Source organism: Vulcanisaeta sp. JCM 16161, from assembly GCF_001316285.1.
On record NZ_BBDO01000004.1, the window covers coordinates 222,751 to 242,318 of the forward strand.

At 47.4% G+C, this 19,568-nt stretch carries 29 protein-coding genes and 2 pseudogenes; 12 read left to right on the plus strand and 19 right to left on the minus strand.

Annotated features, from left to right (window positions below; genetic code table 11):
• Nucleotides 1–35: 35 nt before the first annotated feature.
• From JCM16161_RS06675 to JCM16161_RS06705, 8 genes are all read right to left on the minus strand, one after another.
• Entirely contained in the window at nt 36–218 is a 183-nt protein-coding gene (locus tag JCM16161_RS06675) for a hypothetical protein (protein WP_054855357.1), read from the minus strand.
• Nucleotides 219–514: 296 nt separating this feature from the next.
• Nucleotides 515–868: a hypothetical protein gene (locus tag JCM16161_RS06680; protein ID WP_054855358.1), complete on the minus strand. Its 354-nt coding sequence runs from the start codon at nt 866–868 to the stop codon at nt 515–517.
• Nucleotides 869–915: 47 nt separating this feature from the next.
• The gene (locus JCM16161_RS06685; protein ID WP_054855359.1) at nt 916–1,431 is read right to left on the minus strand and encodes a hypothetical protein; all 516 of its coding nucleotides are present in this window, start codon (nt 1,429–1,431) and stop codon (nt 916–918) included.
• Nucleotides 1,432–1,487: 56 nt separating this feature from the next.
• A complete protein-coding gene (locus tag JCM16161_RS06690; RefSeq protein ID WP_054855360.1) occupies nt 1,488–1,742 on the minus strand; it encodes a hypothetical protein in 255 nt (84 codons plus the stop codon).
• A gap of 2 nt (nt 1,743–1,744) precedes the next feature.
• Nucleotides 1,745–1,996, minus strand: coding sequence for a hypothetical protein (locus JCM16161_RS16480; protein WP_243670057.1), 252 nt, complete (start codon nt 1,994–1,996; stop codon nt 1,745–1,747).
• Complete coding sequence (locus JCM16161_RS06695) at nt 1,948–2,160, minus strand: hypothetical protein (RefSeq protein ID WP_243670065.1); 213 nt, start codon at nt 2,158–2,160, stop codon at nt 1,948–1,950. The genes JCM16161_RS16480 and JCM16161_RS06695 overlap by 49 nt, the downstream gene beginning before the upstream one ends.
• The gene (locus JCM16161_RS06700; RefSeq protein ID WP_054855362.1) at nt 2,127–2,963 is read right to left on the minus strand and encodes a hypothetical protein; all 837 of its coding nucleotides are present in this window, start codon (nt 2,961–2,963) and stop codon (nt 2,127–2,129) included. Before JCM16161_RS06700 ends, JCM16161_RS06695 begins: the two co-directional genes overlap by 34 nt.
• 70 nt (nt 2,964–3,033) lie before the next feature.
• Nucleotides 3,034–3,852, minus strand: coding sequence for a hypothetical protein (locus JCM16161_RS06705; protein ID WP_243670067.1), 819 nt, complete (start codon nt 3,850–3,852; stop codon nt 3,034–3,036).
• Between the two features lie 66 nt (nt 3,853–3,918).
• On the opposite strand from JCM16161_RS06705, the gene JCM16161_RS06710 reads away from it, so the two are divergent.
• The 3 genes from JCM16161_RS06710 to JCM16161_RS06720 are packed head-to-tail and all read left to right on the plus strand — an operon-like array spanning nt 3,919 to nt 6,072.
• On the plus strand, nt 3,919–4,296 hold the full coding sequence (locus JCM16161_RS06710; RefSeq protein ID WP_054855364.1) for a hypothetical protein: 378 nt from the start codon (nt 3,919–3,921) through the stop codon (nt 4,294–4,296).
• Nucleotides 4,277–4,522: a hypothetical protein gene (locus JCM16161_RS06715; RefSeq protein WP_243670069.1), complete on the plus strand. Its 246-nt coding sequence runs from the start codon at nt 4,277–4,279 to the stop codon at nt 4,520–4,522. Before JCM16161_RS06710 ends, JCM16161_RS06715 begins: the two co-directional genes overlap by 20 nt.
• Nucleotides 4,519–6,072, plus strand: a complete 1,554-nt coding sequence (locus JCM16161_RS06720; protein ID WP_054855366.1) for a hypothetical protein — start codon at nt 4,519–4,521, stop codon at nt 6,070–6,072. Before JCM16161_RS06715 ends, JCM16161_RS06720 begins: the two co-directional genes overlap by 4 nt.
• Nucleotides 6,073–6,304: 232 nt before the next feature.
• Here the strand turns inward: JCM16161_RS06720 and JCM16161_RS06725 are convergent, their stop codons facing one another.
• The 4 genes from JCM16161_RS06725 to JCM16161_RS06730 all read right to left on the minus strand — a co-directional run bounded on the left by JCM16161_RS06725 (nt 6,305) and on the right by JCM16161_RS06730 (nt 7,909).
• Nucleotides 6,305–6,970 (minus strand): hypothetical protein, encoded by a 666-nt coding sequence (locus tag JCM16161_RS06725; protein WP_243670071.1) that lies wholly within the window; start codon nt 6,968–6,970, stop codon nt 6,305–6,307.
• 11 nt (nt 6,971–6,981) lie between these two features.
• Nucleotides 6,982–7,128 carry a hypothetical protein gene (locus JCM16161_RS16485; RefSeq protein WP_243670079.1) on the minus strand — a complete coding sequence of 49 codons (147 nt, stop codon included), beginning with the start codon at nt 7,126–7,128 and terminating at the stop codon, nt 6,982–6,984.
• A gap of 32 nt (nt 7,129–7,160) precedes the next feature.
• The gene (locus JCM16161_RS16490; RefSeq protein WP_243670093.1) at nt 7,161–7,298 is read right to left on the minus strand and encodes a DUF86 domain-containing protein; all 138 of its coding nucleotides are present in this window, start codon (nt 7,296–7,298) and stop codon (nt 7,161–7,163) included.
• Nucleotides 7,299–7,528: 230 nt separating this feature from the next.
• Complete coding sequence (locus JCM16161_RS06730) at nt 7,529–7,909, minus strand: hypothetical protein (protein WP_054855368.1); 381 nt, start codon at nt 7,907–7,909, stop codon at nt 7,529–7,531.
• Nucleotides 7,910–7,956: 47 nt separating this feature from the next.
• On the opposite strand from JCM16161_RS06730, the gene JCM16161_RS06735 reads away from it, so the two are divergent.
• Together JCM16161_RS06735 and JCM16161_RS06740 are read left to right on the plus strand one after the other, a co-directional pair.
• A complete protein-coding gene (locus JCM16161_RS06735) occupies nt 7,957–8,961 on the plus strand; it encodes an ATP-binding protein (protein ID WP_054855369.1) in 1,005 nt (334 codons plus the stop codon).
• Nucleotides 8,962–8,974: 13 nt separating this feature from the next.
• Nucleotides 8,975–9,184 carry a hypothetical protein gene (locus JCM16161_RS06740; protein ID WP_054855370.1) on the plus strand — a complete coding sequence of 70 codons (210 nt, stop codon included), beginning with the start codon at nt 8,975–8,977 and terminating at the stop codon, nt 9,182–9,184.
• Nucleotides 9,185–9,190: 6 nt separating this feature from the next.
• Here JCM16161_RS06740 and JCM16161_RS06745 read toward each other — a convergent pair.
• Nucleotides 9,191–9,850: pseudogene (locus tag JCM16161_RS06745) on the minus strand (AIM24 family protein).
• A 410-nt stretch (nt 9,851–10,260) separates the two neighbouring features.
• On the opposite strand from JCM16161_RS06745, the gene JCM16161_RS16495 reads away from it, so the two are divergent.
• The 3 genes from JCM16161_RS16495 to JCM16161_RS06755 are packed head-to-tail and all read left to right on the plus strand — an operon-like array spanning nt 10,261 to nt 11,447.
• Nucleotides 10,261–10,740 (plus strand): thermopsin, encoded by a 480-nt coding sequence (locus JCM16161_RS16495; protein WP_243670096.1) that lies wholly within the window; start codon nt 10,261–10,263, stop codon nt 10,738–10,740.
• Nucleotides 10,725–11,162 carry a thermopsin gene (locus JCM16161_RS16500; RefSeq protein WP_243670268.1) on the plus strand — a complete coding sequence of 146 codons (438 nt, stop codon included), beginning with the start codon at nt 10,725–10,727 and terminating at the stop codon, nt 11,160–11,162. Before JCM16161_RS16495 ends, JCM16161_RS16500 begins: the two co-directional genes overlap by 16 nt.
• A gap of 42 nt (nt 11,163–11,204) precedes the next feature.
• The gene (locus tag JCM16161_RS06755; protein ID WP_054855371.1) at nt 11,205–11,447 is read left to right on the plus strand and encodes a hypothetical protein; all 243 of its coding nucleotides are present in this window, start codon (nt 11,205–11,207) and stop codon (nt 11,445–11,447) included.
• 115 nt (nt 11,448–11,562) lie between these two features.
• On the opposite strand, the gene JCM16161_RS16505 is transcribed toward JCM16161_RS06755, so the two are convergent.
• The 3 genes from JCM16161_RS16505 to JCM16161_RS06765 all read right to left on the minus strand — a co-directional run bounded on the left by JCM16161_RS16505 (nt 11,563) and on the right by JCM16161_RS06765 (nt 12,615).
• Complete coding sequence (locus tag JCM16161_RS16505) at nt 11,563–11,754, minus strand: hypothetical protein (RefSeq protein ID WP_243670098.1); 192 nt, start codon at nt 11,752–11,754, stop codon at nt 11,563–11,565.
• A gap of 4 nt (nt 11,755–11,758) precedes the next feature.
• Nucleotides 11,759–11,950 (minus strand): hypothetical protein, encoded by a 192-nt coding sequence (locus tag JCM16161_RS16510; protein WP_243670100.1) that lies wholly within the window; start codon nt 11,948–11,950, stop codon nt 11,759–11,761.
• 149 nt (nt 11,951–12,099) lie between these two features.
• Nucleotides 12,100–12,615, minus strand: coding sequence for a TenA family transcriptional regulator (locus JCM16161_RS06765; protein ID WP_243670102.1), 516 nt, complete (start codon nt 12,613–12,615; stop codon nt 12,100–12,102).
• A 211-nt stretch (nt 12,616–12,826) separates the two neighbouring features.
• Between JCM16161_RS06765 and JCM16161_RS06770 the strand changes: the two genes are divergently transcribed.
• On the plus strand, nt 12,827–13,708 hold the full coding sequence (locus JCM16161_RS06770; protein ID WP_054855372.1) for a hypothetical protein: 882 nt from the start codon (nt 12,827–12,829) through the stop codon (nt 13,706–13,708).
• Between the two features lie 34 nt (nt 13,709–13,742).
• Here JCM16161_RS06770 and JCM16161_RS06775 read toward each other — a convergent pair whose 3' ends face one another.
• Nucleotides 13,743–15,707: a hydantoinase/oxoprolinase family protein gene (locus JCM16161_RS06775; RefSeq protein ID WP_054855373.1), complete on the minus strand. Its 1,965-nt coding sequence runs from the start codon at nt 15,705–15,707 to the stop codon at nt 13,743–13,745.
• A gap of 69 nt (nt 15,708–15,776) precedes the next feature.
• On the opposite strand from JCM16161_RS06775, the gene JCM16161_RS06780 reads away from it, so the two are divergent.
• The gene (locus JCM16161_RS06780) at nt 15,777–16,334 is read left to right on the plus strand and encodes an MBL fold metallo-hydrolase (RefSeq protein ID WP_243670111.1); all 558 of its coding nucleotides are present in this window, start codon (nt 15,777–15,779) and stop codon (nt 16,332–16,334) included.
• Nucleotides 16,335–16,486: 152 nt separating this feature from the next.
• Here the strand turns inward: JCM16161_RS06780 and JCM16161_RS16515 are convergent, their stop codons facing one another.
• Complete coding sequence (locus JCM16161_RS16515) at nt 16,487–16,912, minus strand: hypothetical protein (protein ID WP_243670113.1); 426 nt, start codon at nt 16,910–16,912, stop codon at nt 16,487–16,489.
• Between the two features lie 14 nt (nt 16,913–16,926).
• Complete coding sequence (locus tag JCM16161_RS16520) at nt 16,927–17,211, minus strand: hypothetical protein (protein WP_243670115.1); 285 nt, start codon at nt 17,209–17,211, stop codon at nt 16,927–16,929.
• Between the two features lie 123 nt (nt 17,212–17,334).
• Between JCM16161_RS16520 and JCM16161_RS06790 the strand changes: the two genes are divergently transcribed.
• Nucleotides 17,335–18,639, plus strand: a complete 1,305-nt coding sequence (locus tag JCM16161_RS06790; protein WP_243670124.1) for an MFS transporter — start codon at nt 17,335–17,337, stop codon at nt 18,637–18,639.
• A gap of 33 nt (nt 18,640–18,672) precedes the next feature.
• Nucleotides 18,673–19,568: pseudogene (locus JCM16161_RS06795) on the plus strand (DUF6282 family protein).

A 19,568-nucleotide genomic window follows, 5' to 3' on the forward strand; every position in this document is an offset into this window, starting at 1 on the left:
AGTTGTTATTGAATTGAATGGTTTATATCGTTATTTTAATTCATTAATTGTGGTTTCAGCGCTGCTTCGTCGCTGTTTATGTTCGCGGTTTTTAGTTCGAAGTCTAGGTTTACGAGTATTTCCCATAGCCTGTCAAGGGCTTCATTGCAAGGTATTTTACCCATCCTTGCCTTACCAATTATTATTAGGGCCTCGTCAATGGCCTTCGTCGGATTCATAATTGAAAGTCATGGATAACTATGGGTTTTAGGCTTAATTATCCTGTTCCTGAAAAGAGATTTTCATTCAACTTGTTATTTTAAATGAACAGTAGTGTTTTTGAGCCCTTTAATGCAGTTAATTAAGTGGTGATGACTCATTGCAGTACTGACCAGTGAGGAGACTGACCTGCCCTGACCACTCGCAAAATATTTATCGTGACGATTAATTAGTAGGCAATCAGTGTATAGCCGCATTCATCAAGCATCAGACACCTCCTCTCTCCTCACCCAGTCAATGATGCGCCCGGCGCCTTTTAAGTCCTTACCGAGCCCATGGCGCGGAGAAGCTCTTTAACAACCCAGGCCTTCACGAATGTACTCTCCCCATTCGTTGCAATTACCACGTCTGCATAATCATCAAGCTTAAGAACCTCCTCAGGCCTGACCACGGAGTTATTAATCATGACCTTAACATTGGTTAGGGGGCCATGCCTATTTAATAACTCCCTCAAAGCCTCACCAACTACTAACGTGGTTAAATCCCTCTCAATGAGGCGAAGTGCGCCAAACCTGGCACTAATCAATGCCAGTGCATCCAATGGCTTATTTAATGAACGCCACACCTCATCCACGGCACTAACCACGTACCCATCAACGCTCTTGAGCACGGCCTTAAGTGCTACGTAAAGTGCAATACCTGGGCCTAGGTAACTCCTCAGGCGCCGTAGACCCTCGAGGCATCACTAACCTTTAAACCCACGTACCTAGCCAACGCATTAACTCCCTGGCGAAACAGAGGATTAACCAATGAGTAGGGCCTAAGGACTAGGCTCGGCGATAATGCAATACCCGCCACAGACCTCAATGCATTCCTCAGGGACTCCCTCTCGATCATCGACACCCTCCTCATCACGTGCTCCCGGGCCAGGGATGTGCCGTAAAGCGCCGGTAATACGATGTGAGGCGCTGCGGCAACCCTAGGTAGATCCCTGACAACCCAGTGCATTGTCCTGAGAGCATGCTTAACGTACCTACGCCTCGCGAGTTCGTAAGCCCTCCTAAGCATTGCATGCCTCCTCACGAGGTCTTCATGCCTAGCAGCACTTCTAGCGACTATCGACGTTGCCGAGTCCGCAATTGCAATGGTATCCTCATAATTAATGCCAAGCCTAACCCTGACAATGCCCATTAACCTGGCCCAATACCTAATCCTTGGGGCCATGGCAACCATGCTGATGAGGCCCAGGAGGAGTGCTGAGTAGTATGTGGTGGCTATGAATATGTTTATCAGCGTGCCCAGCTGAATGGGTTTAACTCAGCATTTCTAATGATCATTAGTGAGTTGCCCAGCCAGGTTATGTACGTGCCGCTCCATAATGCGTAGTAATTCAGGTTATATGGCTCAACACCAATGACCAGAACACTTACGCCAGCGCCATTGCATGCGCCGCGGCACCTAAACGATGCGGAGACCCTAATACTCCTCACTTCATGAATAACTGATGCGTAATCACCGGGGCTGCCGCAGGAATCATTCACCATGCCTAGGATGCGTTTACGACCTGAGGCGGTGCCGTGAACCCCTGGTACATGGTTAGTGGGTTTATTACCTGCTCAAGGTCCCGGCAAAGTAACTCATGACCGCGGATTATACTTTCCACCCAGGACTGCGGGACGAGGTTCACCGGCACGCCCTCGGTAATGGAGTACGTTATCGAGCAGTTACTGTCAACGGGCCTAATTGGTTTTAGAATAACCTGCGTGGCGTATGCGTCAGGGTTAGGTTGCCCTGGCACGTCGTCACGTTGATGATGGCGTACCCATTACCTAAATCAAGGTTAACATTGCCGGCGCCAATCCATGTGTAGTTGAACAGGGCAACCAACGATTCCTCGTTAAACACGGCAATCATCGGTAACCTAATGATCACAGCACCGGCATTTGGGTATATGCCCGGCATAATGATCTTATCAATGCCGAACCTAATGAATAGAGACACCACGCAATAAACCTATAGAGAACGGGCTCCATCCTCATCATGTAGATTGGCAATGCAACAACACCGGCACCATTGGGTAGGCCTATGGTTTCGTTATATGGAAACCCATAACCGCCAATGCATAGGATGGCAGGTACGGGCCTACCCAATTCATCCACCACCTCAATGCCTGTGAAACCCAACCCATTGGGTATTGTTTGGGTTTCATTAAATGAATTCATTACCAACGGAGGTAAATGCGCGGTGTTTATTCCAAGGGGCAGTGCAACGCCAAGAACTAGGTATAGCGCCGCGGGTATTATGGCTACGTCCCTAGCCCTCGGTATAACGAGGAAGAAGGCCACGTAGGGCATTAACAGCCTAAGACCCTTGCCAATAATCACGGCGTACCTGATAAGCCATAGTGCGGCAACCAACATTGATAGTACGTGAACCACGTAATTAATTACCAAGGCAATCAAGTGCTCAACAACATCAGTCACAAGCGTGATGGAGCCCAACCCCGACCCAGCAGTCACGTACATTGCGGCCTCTGCTATGGGCAAACCCACATTAACGGCAATTGAGAGCATCGCATCAGCCAAACTCAACGAGCCAATCAAACCATTGTAAGCGCTCAACAACCTATCAACAGTGCCTAATGCAGTACTGGCGGAGTAGAGGCTGTTGGGTATTAAGCCGTAAAAATCCGTGACCAGGGCGAGGGCTATTGCGTACCAGGCAAGGTCCTCGGCATTAATCCTAAACTCCCTACCCCTGACCATGCGTTAAACGCCCTAATAATCAACGAGCCTGTAATCGCCACCGTAACGAGTACCAGGCCCAGCATATTAATCACGATAGTGCGGACCTAATGGCGTAGATAACCGCGAAGAGTAGTGCGTAGAGTATTATGACTATCGTATCCGCCTGGGCTATGTACACGGCAAGCCTATTGTAGGCGCTAAGCACATTACCAAAGCCGCTCAGGCTAAGGCCCACGTTCTCACACCACGTGGTCTCGAAATTCCTCGGATTGATTATGTACGAAATACCCCTATCACCAATCATGCGCTGTAGAAGGGTTGCGACGCAATCACGCAGCGCCGCCAATAACGACGACATAGAGCCGAGGCCCACGGCGATGAGTAGGGAGCCAACGTTCCTCAGCCTCGACACTGACAAGCCGAGGCCAACCGCGATTAGTAGGGATGATAGACCCGGCGTCCACTGGGCTAGGTATATCATGGGCACCACGTCCTCCGTGGACTCCAGTATCAAGGTGGCATTCTCAGTCTGCACACTCCTAACGTCGCACCACGGATACGTCACGGGGCAGGTACAGGTGTTCCATATGAGCCAGGCCCTAAACCTAATCGCGTTCCATGCGTAGTCATAGATAGTCTTATAGACCGTGACCGGGTCTATGGTGAGCGAGCCAATCAGTATTTTGTTGATTATTGCTATGGCGAGGATTACACCGCCAATTATGGCTAAATAATTAATCACCTCATCTATGTAGTCCCAAATTTCGCTTGGACGACCCATTAGGTAGAGGATAACCGCTGTTAGGCCCATTACTGCCAGGGCAGCTATGCCTACGTACACCATGCCCGTCGAAATTAGTAGGTTGAGCACCTGGGATACGGTAACCATCCACTGAGCGCTCGACATAAGTAATTAATCAGGGAACCCCTTAAAAGCAGTAATGCTTTAATGCCTAGGTAAGAATTTAGTGATATGTCGAGGGGCTTCACCATAGGCGGCATTGTAATACTGGCACTCCTCATCATGGCATCATCATTGATAATATACCTAATAGGTGATTACCTATACACGACGTACCAGTCATCAACGATGACTGGCAGAATAAATGCGAGGACCATGCAGTTGTCCAGGTCCTGCATCACGTACCTAATCAATAACACCCTCTACTTCCCATACGGCGCCTACGTTGAGTACTCGGTACCGAATGTCGTGAGGCCCGGCTATTACCACACGATAGGCCTCGCGGGCATTAACGGTGAGGCCATACTATTCCTAAATGGCTGTGTCGTGATTGTCGAGTCCACGGGTAATGCCACGGGTTATGAGGTGCTTGGTTATGGCACTGGCTGACCTGGTCCTAGAGGGTGTGATGCTCATACTGGTAATTGCACTGGGCCTGGTGCTAATTGGTGGGTTGACCTACCTAACGATGACCGTGTCAACGGCAAATAATGCGAGGCTGGCCTACGCGGGGCTATACATATACCTGCCACAGCCTGTTTACGTGAATGGTACATTATACATACCAATGTACAACATCGGCTACTACCAACCCAGGTCAAGTACATATACGTGAGGGACACCGACGGCTCAATACATGAGTATGCACCAGGTTTGGTGCTAGGGATTAACCAGTACTACGTGTACACGTTAAGCCTAAATTACGAGCCTACCGCGGTGACCGTGGTCGTATCACCAATGAATTACCCAGGCATTATTAAGGAATTCAGCGCCAACGTATCAATGGTAAACTCAATACCACTAATACCACAGGCACAACCGCAGTCCAGCACCGGCCTCATAGACGTGGTGGTTAACGATCCATACGGCGCTGGTTGGGTGGTTGCATGGAGTTACTCCGGTCAGTCCTACTCGATGGGTCAGGACCGGTCCTACACGTGGTTCATTAACCCGCCCTACGTGCCGATACAGATAAGCTTCCAAGCCCAAATAACCCAAAGCCCAGGTGGTCTCCAGTGCCAAATAGTGCCGAGCCAAGTAACGAACACGTACAACGCCGGGAGTGAGCAGGAATTCAACGTGGAATGCACAAAATACACACCACCCCCACCACCTCCGCCGCCACCGCCCCCACCGGGTGGTGGAAGCAATTCGTATACTGTGACGGTCTATGTCAATGCGCCGAGTGGTGTTTCTTGGACCGTGTACCTGGATCAGTACATTGATGGGTCCATAATCTATGTTGATTGGTGGAGTGGTAGTGGTGATGGTGGGCCGTACACTGCCACAGTGAGCTCAGGCCTAACATACCTATTCAATGTTAAGGGCCTACCCAACGGCTGCACAGCGAGCGGCAGCCCATACGGCATAGGCCAGACATGGACGCCAAGCAGCTCATTCACAGAAACAATAACAATAACATGCACGAGCAGTAATCAGCCGCCGCCAACCACGGTCTATGGTTGCTTCTTCACGCTTAGTGTTGGCTCAAGCCCGAGTGGTGCGGCTAGTTCGAATCCGAGCCCAGGCACGTACTTCATCCAGTCCGGGAATTCCCTGAGCGGCTCAATAAGCGCCCAGTCCTCGGTGAGCGTTAGCTCATCAAGCTCAGGCCAGGAGTGGTACCAGTTCGATGATTGGACCCTAAGCTTCAGTGGGAGCGGCACATTCTATTGGAATGGCGTCCAAATAAGCAGTGGGACGACCTGGAATTACAGAGGGACCTCCGGGAGCTTCACCTACGACTGCCCAAGCGGATTAACACAAAACGTAACAGCAAGCTTCAGCGCAACAGCCAACTACTACAGCGACTACGTAACACTCAGCGGACCAACAAGCGTAAGCCTCTCAGGCCCAGGCAGTGGAACGACTACCGCATCTTACACATTATCATGGAGCGTATCACCATACTCAGCATTTCAGGCAGACTGGAACTTAAACCCAGGGAGCAGCTATCAAGTCAGCGTTACCCTTATAACATCTGGAGGCAACTATGCCGTATCATGGACAACAAACGTCCAATGCAGCAGCGGATCACTAACACAAATAAGCGAAACCTTCAGCAACGGCCAAGACACACTGACGCAGTCAGTCTCCGGGTCAAGCGGATCAACATCAGCCACAGTAACAATAACATACACATGCACAAGCAGTAGAGGGCCATAAAAATTTACATTGATTTATTTTTAATTATTTAAATTCTGATTTTAACTTATTGGCCATGGTAAGTTAGTGATATTCAGTGGTGGATAGATTGTGTCCCAAACCCACCAACCCCAGGTTATCCCATAGCTAGGATAACTGTAATTCCCATAGATCGCATATGCGGTCTCGGAGGCAAGTACGTTGCCCATCGGTGCTGGTAGTTGTAGTGCGATTTGTGGGTTTACTGGGCCTATTATTGTCCAGTTGCATGGCAGTGCGAAGCTGGGTAATGCGTTGCTGAGTAGAACAATAGGACTATTGGGTACGTCCTATTCACTGGGAGCACTATAGTTGTATAGTTCCTAAATGAACCGTAGAGCGGCGCATATAAGACCCAGGTGTTTAGGAGTACGGCAGTGCCGTTGTTAATCCCCCAGTAGCTATCCTCCCTATACATCAGTGGGCCTCCTCCCATGAAGTCGCCAATGTATATCATGTTGACCCAGTTGGGCTGTGGGGTGTTGGGTATCGCGGTTATGAATTGGATTGCCTCTAACCATGCATTGCCTAGGCCTGGGAATACGGCAGATACCGTGGTCTCCCAATAAAGTTCCTCACCATATGGGACTGCCGGGAACTTCTCCCACTCGATTATTGTCCCGTTCTGTAGGAATAGGTTCCAGGCCCACTGGGTGGGTATCCAGTAGCCGAGGGTCCAAATGGTGCCGTTAGGTAGGACTAGGCTGTATAGGTGGCAATCACCAGTGTCATTATAGATGGGTATCCCGAAGGAGGCATTACTCGGCACGTAAACGTAGACGGTCCTGTTTATGTAGATTGGCACTGTCTTGTTCACGTACTTAACTATTGTCTGGTTAACGTACACTGTGTGGTTCACGGGCACGTAAATCGCCTCCACCTGCGTCTGGACTAGGCTAGGGACTTGGCTACCGGCTGTAGGGGCTTTACATGCGGGCTCGCAACCACCACAACCAAGAGGACTATTGCCACTATGCCCATTATTGTTATTGCCTTTGTTGCTGAGCCCGTGTAGTACCACCAATTACTCAGTCCCATGGTGTGTTGGTGGCTTGCTTGCTTTAATAGCTTTACGGGTCGTTGATCCTGCTGGCTATCTTCCTGGCGAGTTCCGTAACCCTCCTATACTCCTTATTTGCAATGATCCTCCTAATAACCTCGATATCGACTATCGCGTATTGATGAATAACAATATTCCTAAGGGTCACCACGGACTTATATAGTCTCGGTCCTCAGGCTTATCACACCGAGTATGCTTAGCCTCTCGCCAGCATCCACGTAGCCACTGACCTCCATGCCCATTGGCGTGGCTGCCCTCTGGCTAGGTCGATTAATGCCTGGGCCCGTGTCTGTAATAGGATGCCTTTACATCACCTAATTCATCGGGTGAGTACCTATTGAGTAGTGCCTCCCTCCTCTATCATCCTCAGTAACCTGCCTATAACGGCCATGGTGGCTCACCGAGGCTGAGCTTTCTCATACTTATGAAGAAGTCAATGCATGGGTTCTGAAGCCTAAACCTAATGTCCAGGTACTTCCCAATGTCCCTGACGTATATTGGTCTGTGGCGGAATATCTCGATTATTAATTGGCAGGGCAGCCTATGATTAAGCGGTGCCAGGTCCACGAGGTCCTCCCTAACACCTAGGAACCTGGCCAATGATGCCGGTAGGTCTGCGTACTCATTAATGTCATTAAAACCAGACCGCGATGTCCAGTCACCCTTAACGATCTTCCCATCCGCCCTTGAGCCAAAGAGTATTGCAAATTCAATGTTGAATTCCCGCCAGGGGAATTCGGTAGGTCCTGCATTATTCATTCTAAGTTAAATTAAGTGTTATTAAACTGTGGTGTTGGTAATTAACCGTGGTTAATCCATTAATCAATATCGACATTAGTGAGTTGATTAGGATTGTTAAGAGCTATGGCGCGTACTTCGGGAGTGCCGTTGGATTCCCAATAGCCTTTAGGGATAGGGAGTTGGAGTTTAGGAGACTTGTCAATAGGTTGGTTGGTGTCAGAATTGTCTATGGGCCATTGGGTTGCGGTAAATCGACGCTACTCATGAACCTGGCCAGGGCACTCGGTGAGGTTAGGAGTGATGTCATTGTGGTTTACGTAAATTTCGAGGAGAAGGGCTTCATGAATGCCGTCAGGGCTTACATACCCGGCCTAGCGGGTGGTGTTAAGGAATTAATAATTAGAGCTGTGGAGAGGGACCTGGGGCCGGTACTTGATAGGGTTGGCCTTAGCGCCATTGTTGGTGTTGGTAAGTTATTTATGGACATCATTAAGGGTGTGAGTGATGATGCGGCGATTAGGGATAGGTACGTTGTGCTCATCTTTGATGAGCTGGATAAGTGGTATAGGTCCATGCTCAATGCGCCCGATAATGCCCAGGTTGGTTATGGGCCCATTGAGGGTGAGGTTATGAGCTACGCGGAGCATTTTGAGAACTTCCTAACAACGGATAAGGTCCAGGGTTTATCTGTCGTATTCGGCTTTAGTGATCAGGGCGCCGTTAATGTGGTTAGGAAGTATGGCGGTAAGGGATTACTCGAGGGGTTGCTACTCTGGTATATACCAAAGGCCGACTTCATGGACGTGCTTAATGAGGTCATAGTGAAGGCTAGGCCAAGTGGCTTAATAAATGCGGAGCTTCTTTGGCAATTAACTGGCGGCAACCTCAGGGAGTTGGCGAGGATCGTGTTTAATAATGATTGGAGTATTGAGAGGTGGCTTAGGGATGTAATAATTAAGTTGGGTGGTGTTAACGGCATATTGTCCCTCCTCGAGGAAGTCAGTAAGTATGGATTTAATGTTGCCGAGCTAGGGCCATGGGTTTGGCAATGCAGCCCGCGCGGCATTTAACGAGCTTCTTGCCATGAACGTATTCCTTAACGTTTATGACTATGAGTTGAGACTAAGCGAGTTACCTAATGAGCCCTGGATTAGGGATGTGAATACGGGCAATGTAATAACCATACTGCCCCAATTACCTGCCTATTACTGGGTGCTCAAGGCGATGGCGAATAGGAAATCGATAGGCATCGAACCGAGCGACGTTATTAGGGAGATTACCGAGAACGTTTAACCCATCCTAACTTGACCTCACCACATCGGCTAGTTCCGGCATTAAGCCCATGATCATTTGCTGCCTACTGAGTGTTCTTAGCCAAACCCTGCCGGGTCCCTCAACATGCGCTAGCCATAGCCCCTCCTCACCGAAGAGCATCGTCCTCAAACCACTAACACGCCTAACACCAACCCTCATGCCCTCATCAAAAGCCAGCACATGCCCAGCCTCAACATCAATGCTATCGCCAGGCCCAAGCTCAAGCATTAATGCATCACCAATTGCGTGCAGGAACACCTTTCCGTAACCATGGAGCCTGGCCATGAGCAATCCCTCACCGCCAAGCCAGCCGAAGCCTAGGCCAACCAGCTTAACGTCGTAATTGACCGTGGGCTCCATCGCCAGGAAAGCCCTATGCTCAACCATTACGCCATTACCATTTAGGTCAATCTCCACGATCTTGCCCGGGGCGAAGCCGGCGATATCGACAATGCCCGGACCCTCGAGTTCTAGAACAAAAAAAGCTCGCCCCAGTGATTGCCCTCTTCAACCCAGCCAGTAAGCCACCATCGTCGTGGCCTTCATGTTGACGCTCGAGGACTTCCAAATAAGATGACCACCCTCAGCATAAATCCTCTCACCTGGACCAAGCTCGACATATAGGTGTTGTATGTCGTTACCCATTATTCTGAAGTTCGTCATGATTATTACTTCATGTTTAATTTATTTAAAGATTGGTCTCATGACTTGAGGAGCGAGGGGTATTAAAGTGAGTTTAGTTTATTAATGATTCTCTACGTTAATTGTACGATGAGGTTGGGAGACGCAGTATTGATTATCATTATTGCATTAGTGGCGTTAATGTTTTTGGTAAATCCATCACTTAACGGCCTAGTGCTTTCTGGCATTAATTATGTGATTAATCACGTAATTAATGGTACAACGAACATACCAACGCTGGGTATAGGGAGTATCAATGGTCCATGTTCTTCCTGGGGCCTCGTCAATGTAAGCTTAGTGGATGGTGAGTCCCTATTTATTGAGGTTGTTAATGGTTCGTACGTCTACCTACTAACCAATTCCCAGTTGCGTTCATGGGGTGGTGGGCCGGGGGCGCAGGTAACTATACCTGGTTTAGTTCCGTGCCCGGTATTTACGTGGTTAGTCCCAGCCCCGGCAACTACGACCTACTTGTCTGTGGTAATACCGGGATTATCTACAGGGTTCTTAATTACACGGCCATGGGCCTCGCGGCCTATTACGGGCCGGGCTACGGCAACATCACGACTAATGCCGTACTCGGCTTCTTCAACATTACCAATGCATACATTGAGAATTCAACGGGCGCGGCGGCGCCCGGCTTCTCACTTCAGTTGAATGCCTACGTGCTCATTAGGTACGGCGGTAATTACATGGTTCACTGGTTCAGGATGCCCTCGTCGTGGTTGGTGACCAGTACTGGTTCCAGGGTGAGATGGATGTCGTTAATTACATTGGTTCCTCTAGAAACCTCGTTTATGAGCAGGGTAGGTGCGTACTTGGCTGCTTCGAAACGCCAATGGCCGGCTTGTTAATAATTACCGTAAACTCGACGGGTTACGGTGTAGTGATTAACTACGGTTATGCACTGCTCCAGTTGGGCAATGAGACCTTTAACCCAAGGATTAATTGGTTTGCCCGCGAGTTAATACCAATCCCAAACGCCACAGCCTACATAATAACGAGTCCCGCCGAGGGCCCGTATGGCTGGCCCATGGACACCGAGTTCGTGATAGGCGGTCCAGGTAATGGTGGTGGTGTTGAGTTTAGGAGATTGAATGCATATTTATCACTGCTCTATTGGAATGGCACCTCATGGGCTCCATACCCCATAACGTACTCCTTCGGCATATCCACGGGCGAGTACGCGGTCAATGTCTACGTACTGCCCATTGGGCCCTCAACGGTTGAGTTGGTGATTGGCCATAATAATTACCAGGAATTAAGTGGTGGTTAGTAAACGCGTCGTTTATTAATGCGTGTAATTACTAAGCCATGTATGGTGAGTAATGAGGATATTGAGAGACTTAGGAAAAACCCTGACCTACTTATTGAGGCATTAAATGAGTTATTAATCACGAGTCCGGAGGCATTGATTAGGGCGTTGATTAATAGGCCCGAGACCCTAGCCAGGCTGATGGTTTTAATGGCGTCATTACCCCTAGCCATACCAGCAATACTACTTAGAATACTTGCTGCCCTTGCAATCCCACCTGCCATTATGGCGATGTGGACGCGCTAAGGGCTAGGATTAGTGAGGTTGAGAGGAGGCTTGATGATATTGAGAGTAGGATGGTTAGGAGGGAGGACCTTGAGTCTTTGATTAAGGAATTAATTAATAAGTACAGTATCAAGGGCTAGAGCCCCCTATGAATCACGCTGTGCGTTGATACCGAGTGCACGTAATCAACAAGCCTACCCAACTCCCTAATCCTGGCACTTATGAAGTCGGCATTGCATTCAGATTGCGAGAGGCATTTAACTAGGGAATCCCTTAGATCAGCATTAACCACGTCACTCGGTATGAAGTCACGAATAACTTGACCCAAGCCATCAGTACCTAACCCTAATGCCCTTAACAGCTAGGAAAGCATTTATTGCATTGTCATAGATTGATAGGCTTAATTTCACGATATTACTAAGGACCGCAGCATCCCTAGTCCGCTCATAACTAATCATGAGGTTCATCGCGGTTTGAAGGTCTCTCCGTGCGTGGTTAACCAGTGATATTGGGTCTGGCCCCACGCATTATTGTATTAAATCCGATTTTTAAGGCTTAAGCTATAAAACATCTTTTTCTATAGTTTCTTGAAGAAAGTACTGTAGGATACAGGATTAATTATATAAACAATAAAGGGTTTAATAATAGCATAAATAATCTACTTTAATTAAGGTCAACGCACATTGTAGACCGCGTCCCAAAAGGCCTTCTCATAATTCTGTATAGTATATGCCATGTTCCTAGCCCTCACCACTGATTGCTCATCAATGCCCCTTATTACCTCGAGTGCCTTATTCTCCAACTCTGTGAATGGTCCTTTAAAGGCCTCGAAGAACCCGACCTCCCTAATGCCGTACTTACTACGTAATGCATTGCCTAGCCTAACCACGTTTTGACCCCAGACTGGCATATTCACAATTATTGCCAGGGCAAACTCCTGAATCGTGGCATAATTCGCAAGCCAGGCCAGGTAATGCGTGTACTGCACGGCCTCCGGTATTACCTCGAGCATTAGTGGGTCCTTCACCTCAATTCCCAATTCCCTCATTAATTTCATTAATTCATGAAGTGCGTTGTAATCGCCATCAAGCAGCATCTTCATAAACTCAAGCTCCGTCACATTCCTAGCCCTGCCCAGGGCTATGGCGAGTGACCTGAGGTCGTAATTGACTATGTACCATTGATTCATGGCAAATGCCTTATCATGTTCATGGGTAGACGACCATCCTCTGCATCCTTAATCATTGGGTGATTTAGTATCGCCTCGTTGAGTGGTTGCAGGGCTTTCCTAATGCTTTCGAGTAATTCCCTGGGTTCCACAGCCTAAGTTAGTTGGTTTAACTTAAAAGCATAATATCAACCCTCTTTATACCGCGGTGTGTGGTTTTATTGGTGATTGAATGAGGACGAGCGCGAAGAACCCTAGCAATGCCAGGGAGTTCAGGGCATTGCTTAGGGTGTTGATTAATGGTGAGCATATTGAGGTTGACCAGGGCATTATTAAGTTGGCCAGCCTAAATAAGGTGTTGCTTCATGTTCTTAGGGCTGTTGATTACCGTGGTGAGTTACGGTGGAGACAGGAGGGTGGTTTGAGGAGGATCATTAACATGGTCTCTGAGATCGAGGACGCACTGGGTAATATTGATCATGCATTCATCAAGTTAATTAAGCCTATCATTTACGTGCCGGCGGATGTGGATGTGTTGGTTAGGAGGGATCAGGTCCTGCTGGCTGCGGCCCGTTTAATTAGGCGTGGCTATAGACTACTGCTTTATGAACCGTACACAATAACTCTCGTTAAGGATGGCATTAACGTGGACCTATACGTACACCCATCGGTTGCGGACCTCACCTACGCCAGGGGCGAGGATTTCCTTAGGCTGAGGACTTATGGTGAGTATCACGGGGTTAAGGTCAGCACCATTGATAGGGGTGCCGAGGTTGTTTTAACGATACTCCACGCAATCTATAAGGAGGGCATCTTAACACTTAATGATTCATTAACAATAATGACCTGGTTGAGTGATGATGCCATTAGGTTGTGCGGGCAGTTAAGGTGTAGACGTGCGATGATGTTGGCATTATCCATAGCGCTATCCTCGATTGAAGGATCATTGGTACTGCCTTATAAGTTATCAATGGGCCTTTGGGCCATGAACCTACTAACGAGGGTACTGGGTCAAAGTGAGTATGCACCTTCAGTGATTAGGGGAATTAGGAGGATTGGTGACCCCAGGTCAATAACCCAACTCATTAATCGCATTGTGAGGATAAGTTATTGATAATAATGATGCCGTGATTAACTAGGTCTTAGGATTAATGAGTCATCCTCACCTCTCCGTGCACCCCAACTGCGGCTCTCCACCTCGGTGGTATCACTATGGTTGATCCGTACTCCTCCATTATGGCTGGTCCCTCAATTACCTGGTTCATTGGCACATCATCACGCCAATACACCGGTGCCTCAACCCAATCATCAAAGAACACCTTCCTGAAGCCCCTCGGCTTTGCCTCGCCCTCGGTCCTTGGCGCCTTGAACCTCGGCTTAACCCTGGTTATCACGGCGAATACCCTAATGGTAACGACCTCGATAGGCTTATCCAACTTAAAACCGTATGTCGCGTAATGCCTATCATTAAATGACCTCTCGATGTCACCCATGCTCGCCGGCCTTCCAACGGGTATTGTTAACTCCCAGCCCTGACCAACATACCTAACATCGGCATACCTAAGGAAGTAATCAACCTTACCCAACCTACTAAGCAACTCATCCTCAAGTTTCTTAAACCCATCCTCAAGATCCCTTGGGAATGAGGACCTGGCCTCAAACCTCTCATCAGCCATCAAAAGCCCAAGGGCGCTGAAGGCGCCAGGCTCTGGTGGCACGATCACGGAGCCAATCCCCAACTCCTCGGCTATGTAGGGCGCGAACTGGGGACCTGCACCACCAAATGCCATTAGGGCGAAGTCCCTTGGGTCAAGACCCCTCTCGACAGTCACAAGCCTGACGGCCCTAGCCATCTCAACAACCGCAAGCCTAACGGCCTCAAGAGCCACATTAATGGGGTCGCCAAGCCTCGCCAATCCCCTAATTGCGGCATCCCTATCAAGCCTCATCTCACCACCGAGCAGATACTCGCCAATCCTTCCAAGGACTACGTTCGCATCTGTTAGTGTTGGTTCCTTACCACCCCTACCATAGCATATAGGCCCAGGATCAGCACCAGCACTTACTGGCCCAACCCTAAGTGCCCCAGCCTCGTCGCGCCAAATAATCGTCCCACCACCGCTCGAGACCTCCGCCAAATCAATGAATGGGAACCTAACTGGGTAGCCACTACCCTTGACTAGCCTCCCGTGGTGAACCTCACCGCCAACCTCATATTCTGTCGTGACCTCAGGCTCATGCCCAAGTATTGATGATGCCTTAGCCGTGGTACCCCCCATGTCAAATCCAATCACATTCTCAACACCAATTAGCTTCGAGAACTCCGCAGCAGCCACAGCACCGGCTGCGGGCCCCGACTCAATTAACTGAACGGGCCTCTCCACAGCCTCATTGGCATCCACCAGACCACCTGCGCTGGACATGATGTAGAATTTGCCGATGTTGAGCTCCCTGAGGCCCTCGGAGAACCTTGCAATGTACTCACTGACAATGGGCATGAGGACCGCATTAACGACTGTAGTTGAGGTTCTCTCATACTCCCTGGGCTCAGGGGCAACCCTGCTTGATAAACTAACGTATTTAAAGTACCTCTTGAGTACGTCACCAGTGGCCTCCTCATTAACCGGGTTAATGTATGAGTGAAGGTACGAGACAGCCACACTAACAACACCGATCGACCTAGCCCTAACGGCGTACTCCTCAACCTCACTGGGATCGACGTGCTTAGCCACCGTGCCGTCAGCCAAAACCCTCTCGTCAACCTCAAACCTAAGCTCCCTAGGGACTAGTGGCCTCGGCTTATCGAAGAAGAGGTCGTAAAGCCTAGGCCTATTCTGACGACCAATCTCAATAACGTCCCTGAAGCCCCTCGTAGTGAACAAAGCCACCTTAGGAATCTCAAGCCCAACCTGCCCAAGCAGGGTATTAGTGCCTATGGTCGTCGCATGAAGAACCTCGGAAATAGGCTCCCTAATCCTCCTTAATCCATCGAGCACCGCAACCTCGGGATTTCTCGGAGTACTGAGGATCTTAATCGAGTATATGGTACCGTCATCCCTGAGTACCACGAAGTCCGTAAACGTACCACCAACATCAACGGCAACTATCGCCATTATTTATCGTAGTTTATGGGGATTACGTTATTTTTATATTTTTACTACCAAAATAAGCCATGCTAGGCTATGCATAAATGGGAGATACTACTACCGGGCGTTCCCATAACTACGAACCTGGGATTCCTAGGTCTCTGTAGCATTGTTTTAATGAGGCTTGATGATAAGTACGTGATCTTTGATCCAGGTCACTATGGGAATAGAGAGCCGCTGCTTTCTGCATTACGTAATAGGGGTTTAAATGTTCATGATATTGATTATGTCGTATTATCCCATCTCCACTTTGACCATGCAATAAATACGTTATTATTTCCTAAGGCAAGGATTATCATTTCAAGAAGCGAGGTAGATTACGCATTATCTAATTCTAACGACCCATACCTGGTAACGTACTTAATCGATTTAGTCAGAGATAGATTGATTGTCGTTAATGATGGTGATGAACTTCTTGGTGCAAGGTTCGTATTACTACCCGGACACACGGGTGGAACCATGGGACTTCTACTTGAGGATAAAACCTTACTTACAGGCGATGCCATTAAGTACATGTCTGAGGCAGTAAATAGAAGGGCTTCCTTCGCCTATTACAGTGGCGAACTTGCTAATGAAAGTATTACAAAAGCCTAGGTATTGCTAGGGTGATAATTCCTGGTCATGACGCGCCCTTTATTGTCGAGGGTAATTCAATAAAGCCGCTTATGGATGAGCCCTTTAATTTTCAATTAACCATAAGAGGACGAATAAGATTAGCCATTGTTAATGAATAATTAAATTAAGATTTATTGAATATCGCTAAATAACGTTCCTAAGTCATAGTTTAACTTTACACGTATTCCTAACTCCTTTAAAATGGACCATAGCGTTGCACTATTACTACTTATTACGGGTTTATTTATTTGCCTTTCAATAACGCCAATAACTTCAAATGTTCTCCAATTAGTGCATGATATGAATAACGCATCAAAGTCTGAACTGAATTGATTATATGCCTTTATGGCTGCTTCATAGGCAGTCCTTGGATCGAGTGAGCCAATTACGGTGTTATCCACAATACCGAGTCCACGTATATCAACGACTTTAAACCCATGGGCCTCGAGAAACTCCCTTTCCTTAACATTTAACTCATCTATGTATGGCGTAACAACTAAAACCCTATTAGCACCCAACCTCTTAAGGGCATCAACGACGGCGCCTGCCGTAGCCACAGCCCTAACCCTGGTTAAGCGTTCAATTCTCCCCTTAATCTCAATATGGTGGTTCGGCCCTTAAATAAACTACCTGTTGTACATGCATATGCAATTATGTCAGGATTAATCGTACTCAACTCCATGGCGGCTCTCTCAGTTTCTCTCTCCATCTCCTCAAGCCCCTTCAACGTAACCTCCCTAAGCATAATCCTAGAACTATGTATAGTAACCTCTGGTTCCCTAATTGCTCGATTTAATTCACGTTCAACCGTAGTATTTGATGATGGGATTATTACGCCAATCTTAAACCAAGTCATTATTTTATATTTATTCATAGAATTATTTAAACTTTCGGCTTTATAATTCATAATAAATAATAATATAAGTAAAACTTAAAAATATGGCTATACAAAATGCTGGTCTGATTAAATATGGTATCAATGAGAACACTCGCGATAATAAGCACAAGTATAGGTATTGGGTTTGAGTGGTATGATTTCTTCCTTTATAGTTTACTAGGGCCTATCATAGCGGAATTATTCTTTCCATCAAAAGTTGCGGTGCTCTCCCTGTTGCTGTACTACTTAGTATTTCTGATAGGCTTTTTGGGCAGACCACTTGGTGGCATAATTTTCGGTCATATTGGCGATAAGCTTGGCAGGATCTACGCCCTTTACTTCACATTACTGTTTGCTGGCATAGCCTCACTTGTGGTTGCTGTTTTACCTACTTACTATCAAATAGGTATTACGGCCCCAATAATACTCGCTGCCATGAGATTCCTTGACGGTGTTGCCTTAGGCGGCGAGTGGGGTGGTTCATTCTCATTAACGTCCGAGTATATAAATCCAAACAGGAGGGGTCTATATTCAGGTATTCTCCAGTCAACGGTATCCATAGCATCACTGCTGATAAGTGGATTAACATTATTACTGACGTACATTTTAGGTCTCGCAGGCTTTAAGGCAATAGGCTGGAGGATATTATTTGGCATTGGTTTCGTACTTGCAATATTAGGAGTCTTTGTTAGGCTTAGGGTTGAGGACTCACCCGTGTTTAGGCAGTTACAGAGTAGGGGCCAGATAGTTAAGAGCCCCTTGTCTGAGGCTGTGAGGAAGTATTGGAAATTAATATTAATTGGTTTATTCCTAGTTGGCGTCTTCAACGGCATTTGGTACTACATGAATTATGCGTTCTCCATATCCTACGCAACCCTGATAGCCAAGGAATTCGGTAAACCCTACGTATCATATACAGTGACGCAACTGGGCATACTCATTGTTTCGATAATAGGCATATTCGCATCAGTTCTCTTTGGTTACTTGTCGGATCTAATTGGTAGGAGACCTCAAATGCTAGCCGATGCTATTATTGGAATAGTATTTGCCGCACCATACTTCCTACTGCTTATAAGTGGTAACCCGGCACTCGTCATAACGGCCATCGTATTAGGTGGGCTATTCGTTTATTACCTGGCAGGTGCGATAACGCCCATAGTCTTAGTCGAGATGTTTCCGCCTCAGGTTAGGTATACGGGCATATCATTGGCTTATCAAATTGGTGTTGGGTTCCTCGGCGGTTCTGCGCCATTAATAATGACGTACCTAATTGCTACAACCCACAATATCTACTCACCAATTTATTTCATGATTGGTACCGGAGTATTGGTATTGGCGATGGTATTACTGGTTGGCGAAACCAGGGGTAGGCTTTACATGGGTGAGGAAATCCTTAAGCAGCAATAATTTAAGGGAGGAATACTCAAAATTAAAATAATTATGGTTAATGTTAAGGACTTATTGAGGGGTGTTTTTGATTTTCATGTTCATAGTGCACCAGATATTGTGCCTAGGCTCCTTGATGATATTGCCCTAGCCAGGCTCTATAGGGATTATGGCTTTGGTGGCTTCATAATTAAAAATCATTACTCACCAACATATGATAGAGCTACCTAGTTAGGAGGGCTGTGGATGGCGTTGAGGTCTTTGGGGGTGTTGTGCTTAATAACTCGGTTGGTGGTTTAAATCCGAGGATTGTGTATGTGGCAGGTAAATCAGGCGCTAAGATTGTTTGGTTCCCAACAGTTGACTCAGCAAATGAGAGGTCATCACTACTTAATTGGCGTAATAAGCCCAACCCACCAGCATGGGCTAGGGCACAGCTTGAGCTTTATGAAAGGGGCTTGCTGGGTAATGCATTAAGTATATTTAATAAGGATGGTAGAATAAAGCCTGAGGTTGATGAAATCCTAGACCTAATTAAGGAGTTCAATATGATACTCGCCACGGGCCATTTAAGCCCTAGTGAAGGTATGCAATTAGTTAAGAGGGCTGCGGAGCGCGGTGTTAGGAAGATAATTGTTACGCATCCTGAATTCCCAACGACTAAATACAGCATTGAACAACAGAGGGAGTTGGCTAATTATGGTGTTTATTTCGAGAGATGCTACGAGTCAATTTTAACAGGTAGGGCTAACATCAATGATGTCGCTAGAGCCATTAGGGAGACCGGTATTGAGAGAAATATACTCTCGACAGACCTAGGCCAGGCACATAATGAGCCACCACCGCAGGGTTATGCCGAATTCATTGAGAAATTAATGAACATAGGCTTCACAAGGGAAGAAATAGAGGTAATGACGAGGGATAATCAAAGAAGATTATTGTATGAGTGA

Excerpts from the sequence above, each read along its gene's own strand:
- JCM16161_RS06675 (WP_054855357.1), bottom strand. The coding sequence starts at position 218 with ATGAATCCGACGAAGGCCATTGACGAGGCCCTAATAATAATTGGTAAG.
- JCM16161_RS06685 (WP_054855359.1), bottom strand. The coding sequence starts at position 1,431 with ATGGTTGCCATGGCCCCAAGGATTAGGTATTGGGCCAGGTTAATGGGC.
- JCM16161_RS06690 (WP_054855360.1), bottom strand. The coding sequence starts at position 1,742 with ATGGTGAATGATTCCTGCGGCAGCCCCGGTGATTACGCATCAGTTATT.
- JCM16161_RS06695 (WP_243670065.1), bottom strand. The coding sequence starts at position 2,160 with ATGCCGGGCATATACCCAAATGCCGGTGCTGTGATCATTAGGTTACCG.
- JCM16161_RS06700 (WP_054855362.1), bottom strand. The coding sequence starts at position 2,963 with ATGGTCAGGGGTAGGGAGTTTAGGATTAATGCCGAGGACCTTGCCTGG.
- JCM16161_RS06705 (WP_243670067.1), bottom strand. The coding sequence starts at position 3,852 with ATGTCGAGCGCTCAGTGGATGGTTACCGTATCCCAGGTGCTCAACCTA.
- JCM16161_RS06710 (WP_054855364.1), top strand. The coding sequence starts at position 3,919 with ATGTCGAGGGGCTTCACCATAGGCGGCATTGTAATACTGGCACTCCTC.
- JCM16161_RS16485 (WP_243670079.1), bottom strand. The coding sequence starts at position 7,128 with ATGGGACTGAGTAATTGGTGGTACTACACGGGCTCAGCAACAAAGGCA.
- JCM16161_RS06730 (WP_054855368.1), bottom strand. The coding sequence starts at position 7,909 with ATGAATAATGCAGGACCTACCGAATTCCCCTGGCGGGAATTCAACATT.
- JCM16161_RS06740 (WP_054855370.1), top strand. The coding sequence starts at position 8,975 with ATGAACGTATTCCTTAACGTTTATGACTATGAGTTGAGACTAAGCGAG.
- JCM16161_RS16495 (WP_243670096.1), top strand. The coding sequence starts at position 10,261 with ATGGGGTGGTGGGCCGGGGGCGCAGGTAACTATACCTGGTTTAGTTCC.
- JCM16161_RS16500 (WP_243670268.1), top strand. The coding sequence starts at position 10,725 with ATGGCCGGCTTGTTAATAATTACCGTAAACTCGACGGGTTACGGTGTA.
- JCM16161_RS06755 (WP_054855371.1), top strand. The coding sequence starts at position 11,205 with ATGGTGAGTAATGAGGATATTGAGAGACTTAGGAAAAACCCTGACCTA.
- JCM16161_RS06765 (WP_243670102.1), bottom strand. The coding sequence starts at position 12,615 with ATGAATCAATGGTACATAGTCAATTACGACCTCAGGTCACTCGCCATA.
- JCM16161_RS06770 (WP_054855372.1), top strand. The coding sequence starts at position 12,827 with ATGAGGACGAGCGCGAAGAACCCTAGCAATGCCAGGGAGTTCAGGGCA.
- JCM16161_RS06775 (WP_054855373.1), bottom strand. The coding sequence starts at position 15,707 with ATGGCGATAGTTGCCGTTGATGTTGGTGGTACGTTTACGGACTTCGTG.
- JCM16161_RS06780 (WP_243670111.1), top strand. The coding sequence starts at position 15,777 with ATGCATAAATGGGAGATACTACTACCGGGCGTTCCCATAACTACGAAC.
- JCM16161_RS16520 (WP_243670115.1), bottom strand. The coding sequence starts at position 17,211 with ATGACTTGGTTTAAGATTGGCGTAATAATCCCATCATCAAATACTACG.
- JCM16161_RS06790 (WP_243670124.1), top strand. The coding sequence starts at position 17,335 with ATGAGAACACTCGCGATAATAAGCACAAGTATAGGTATTGGGTTTGAG.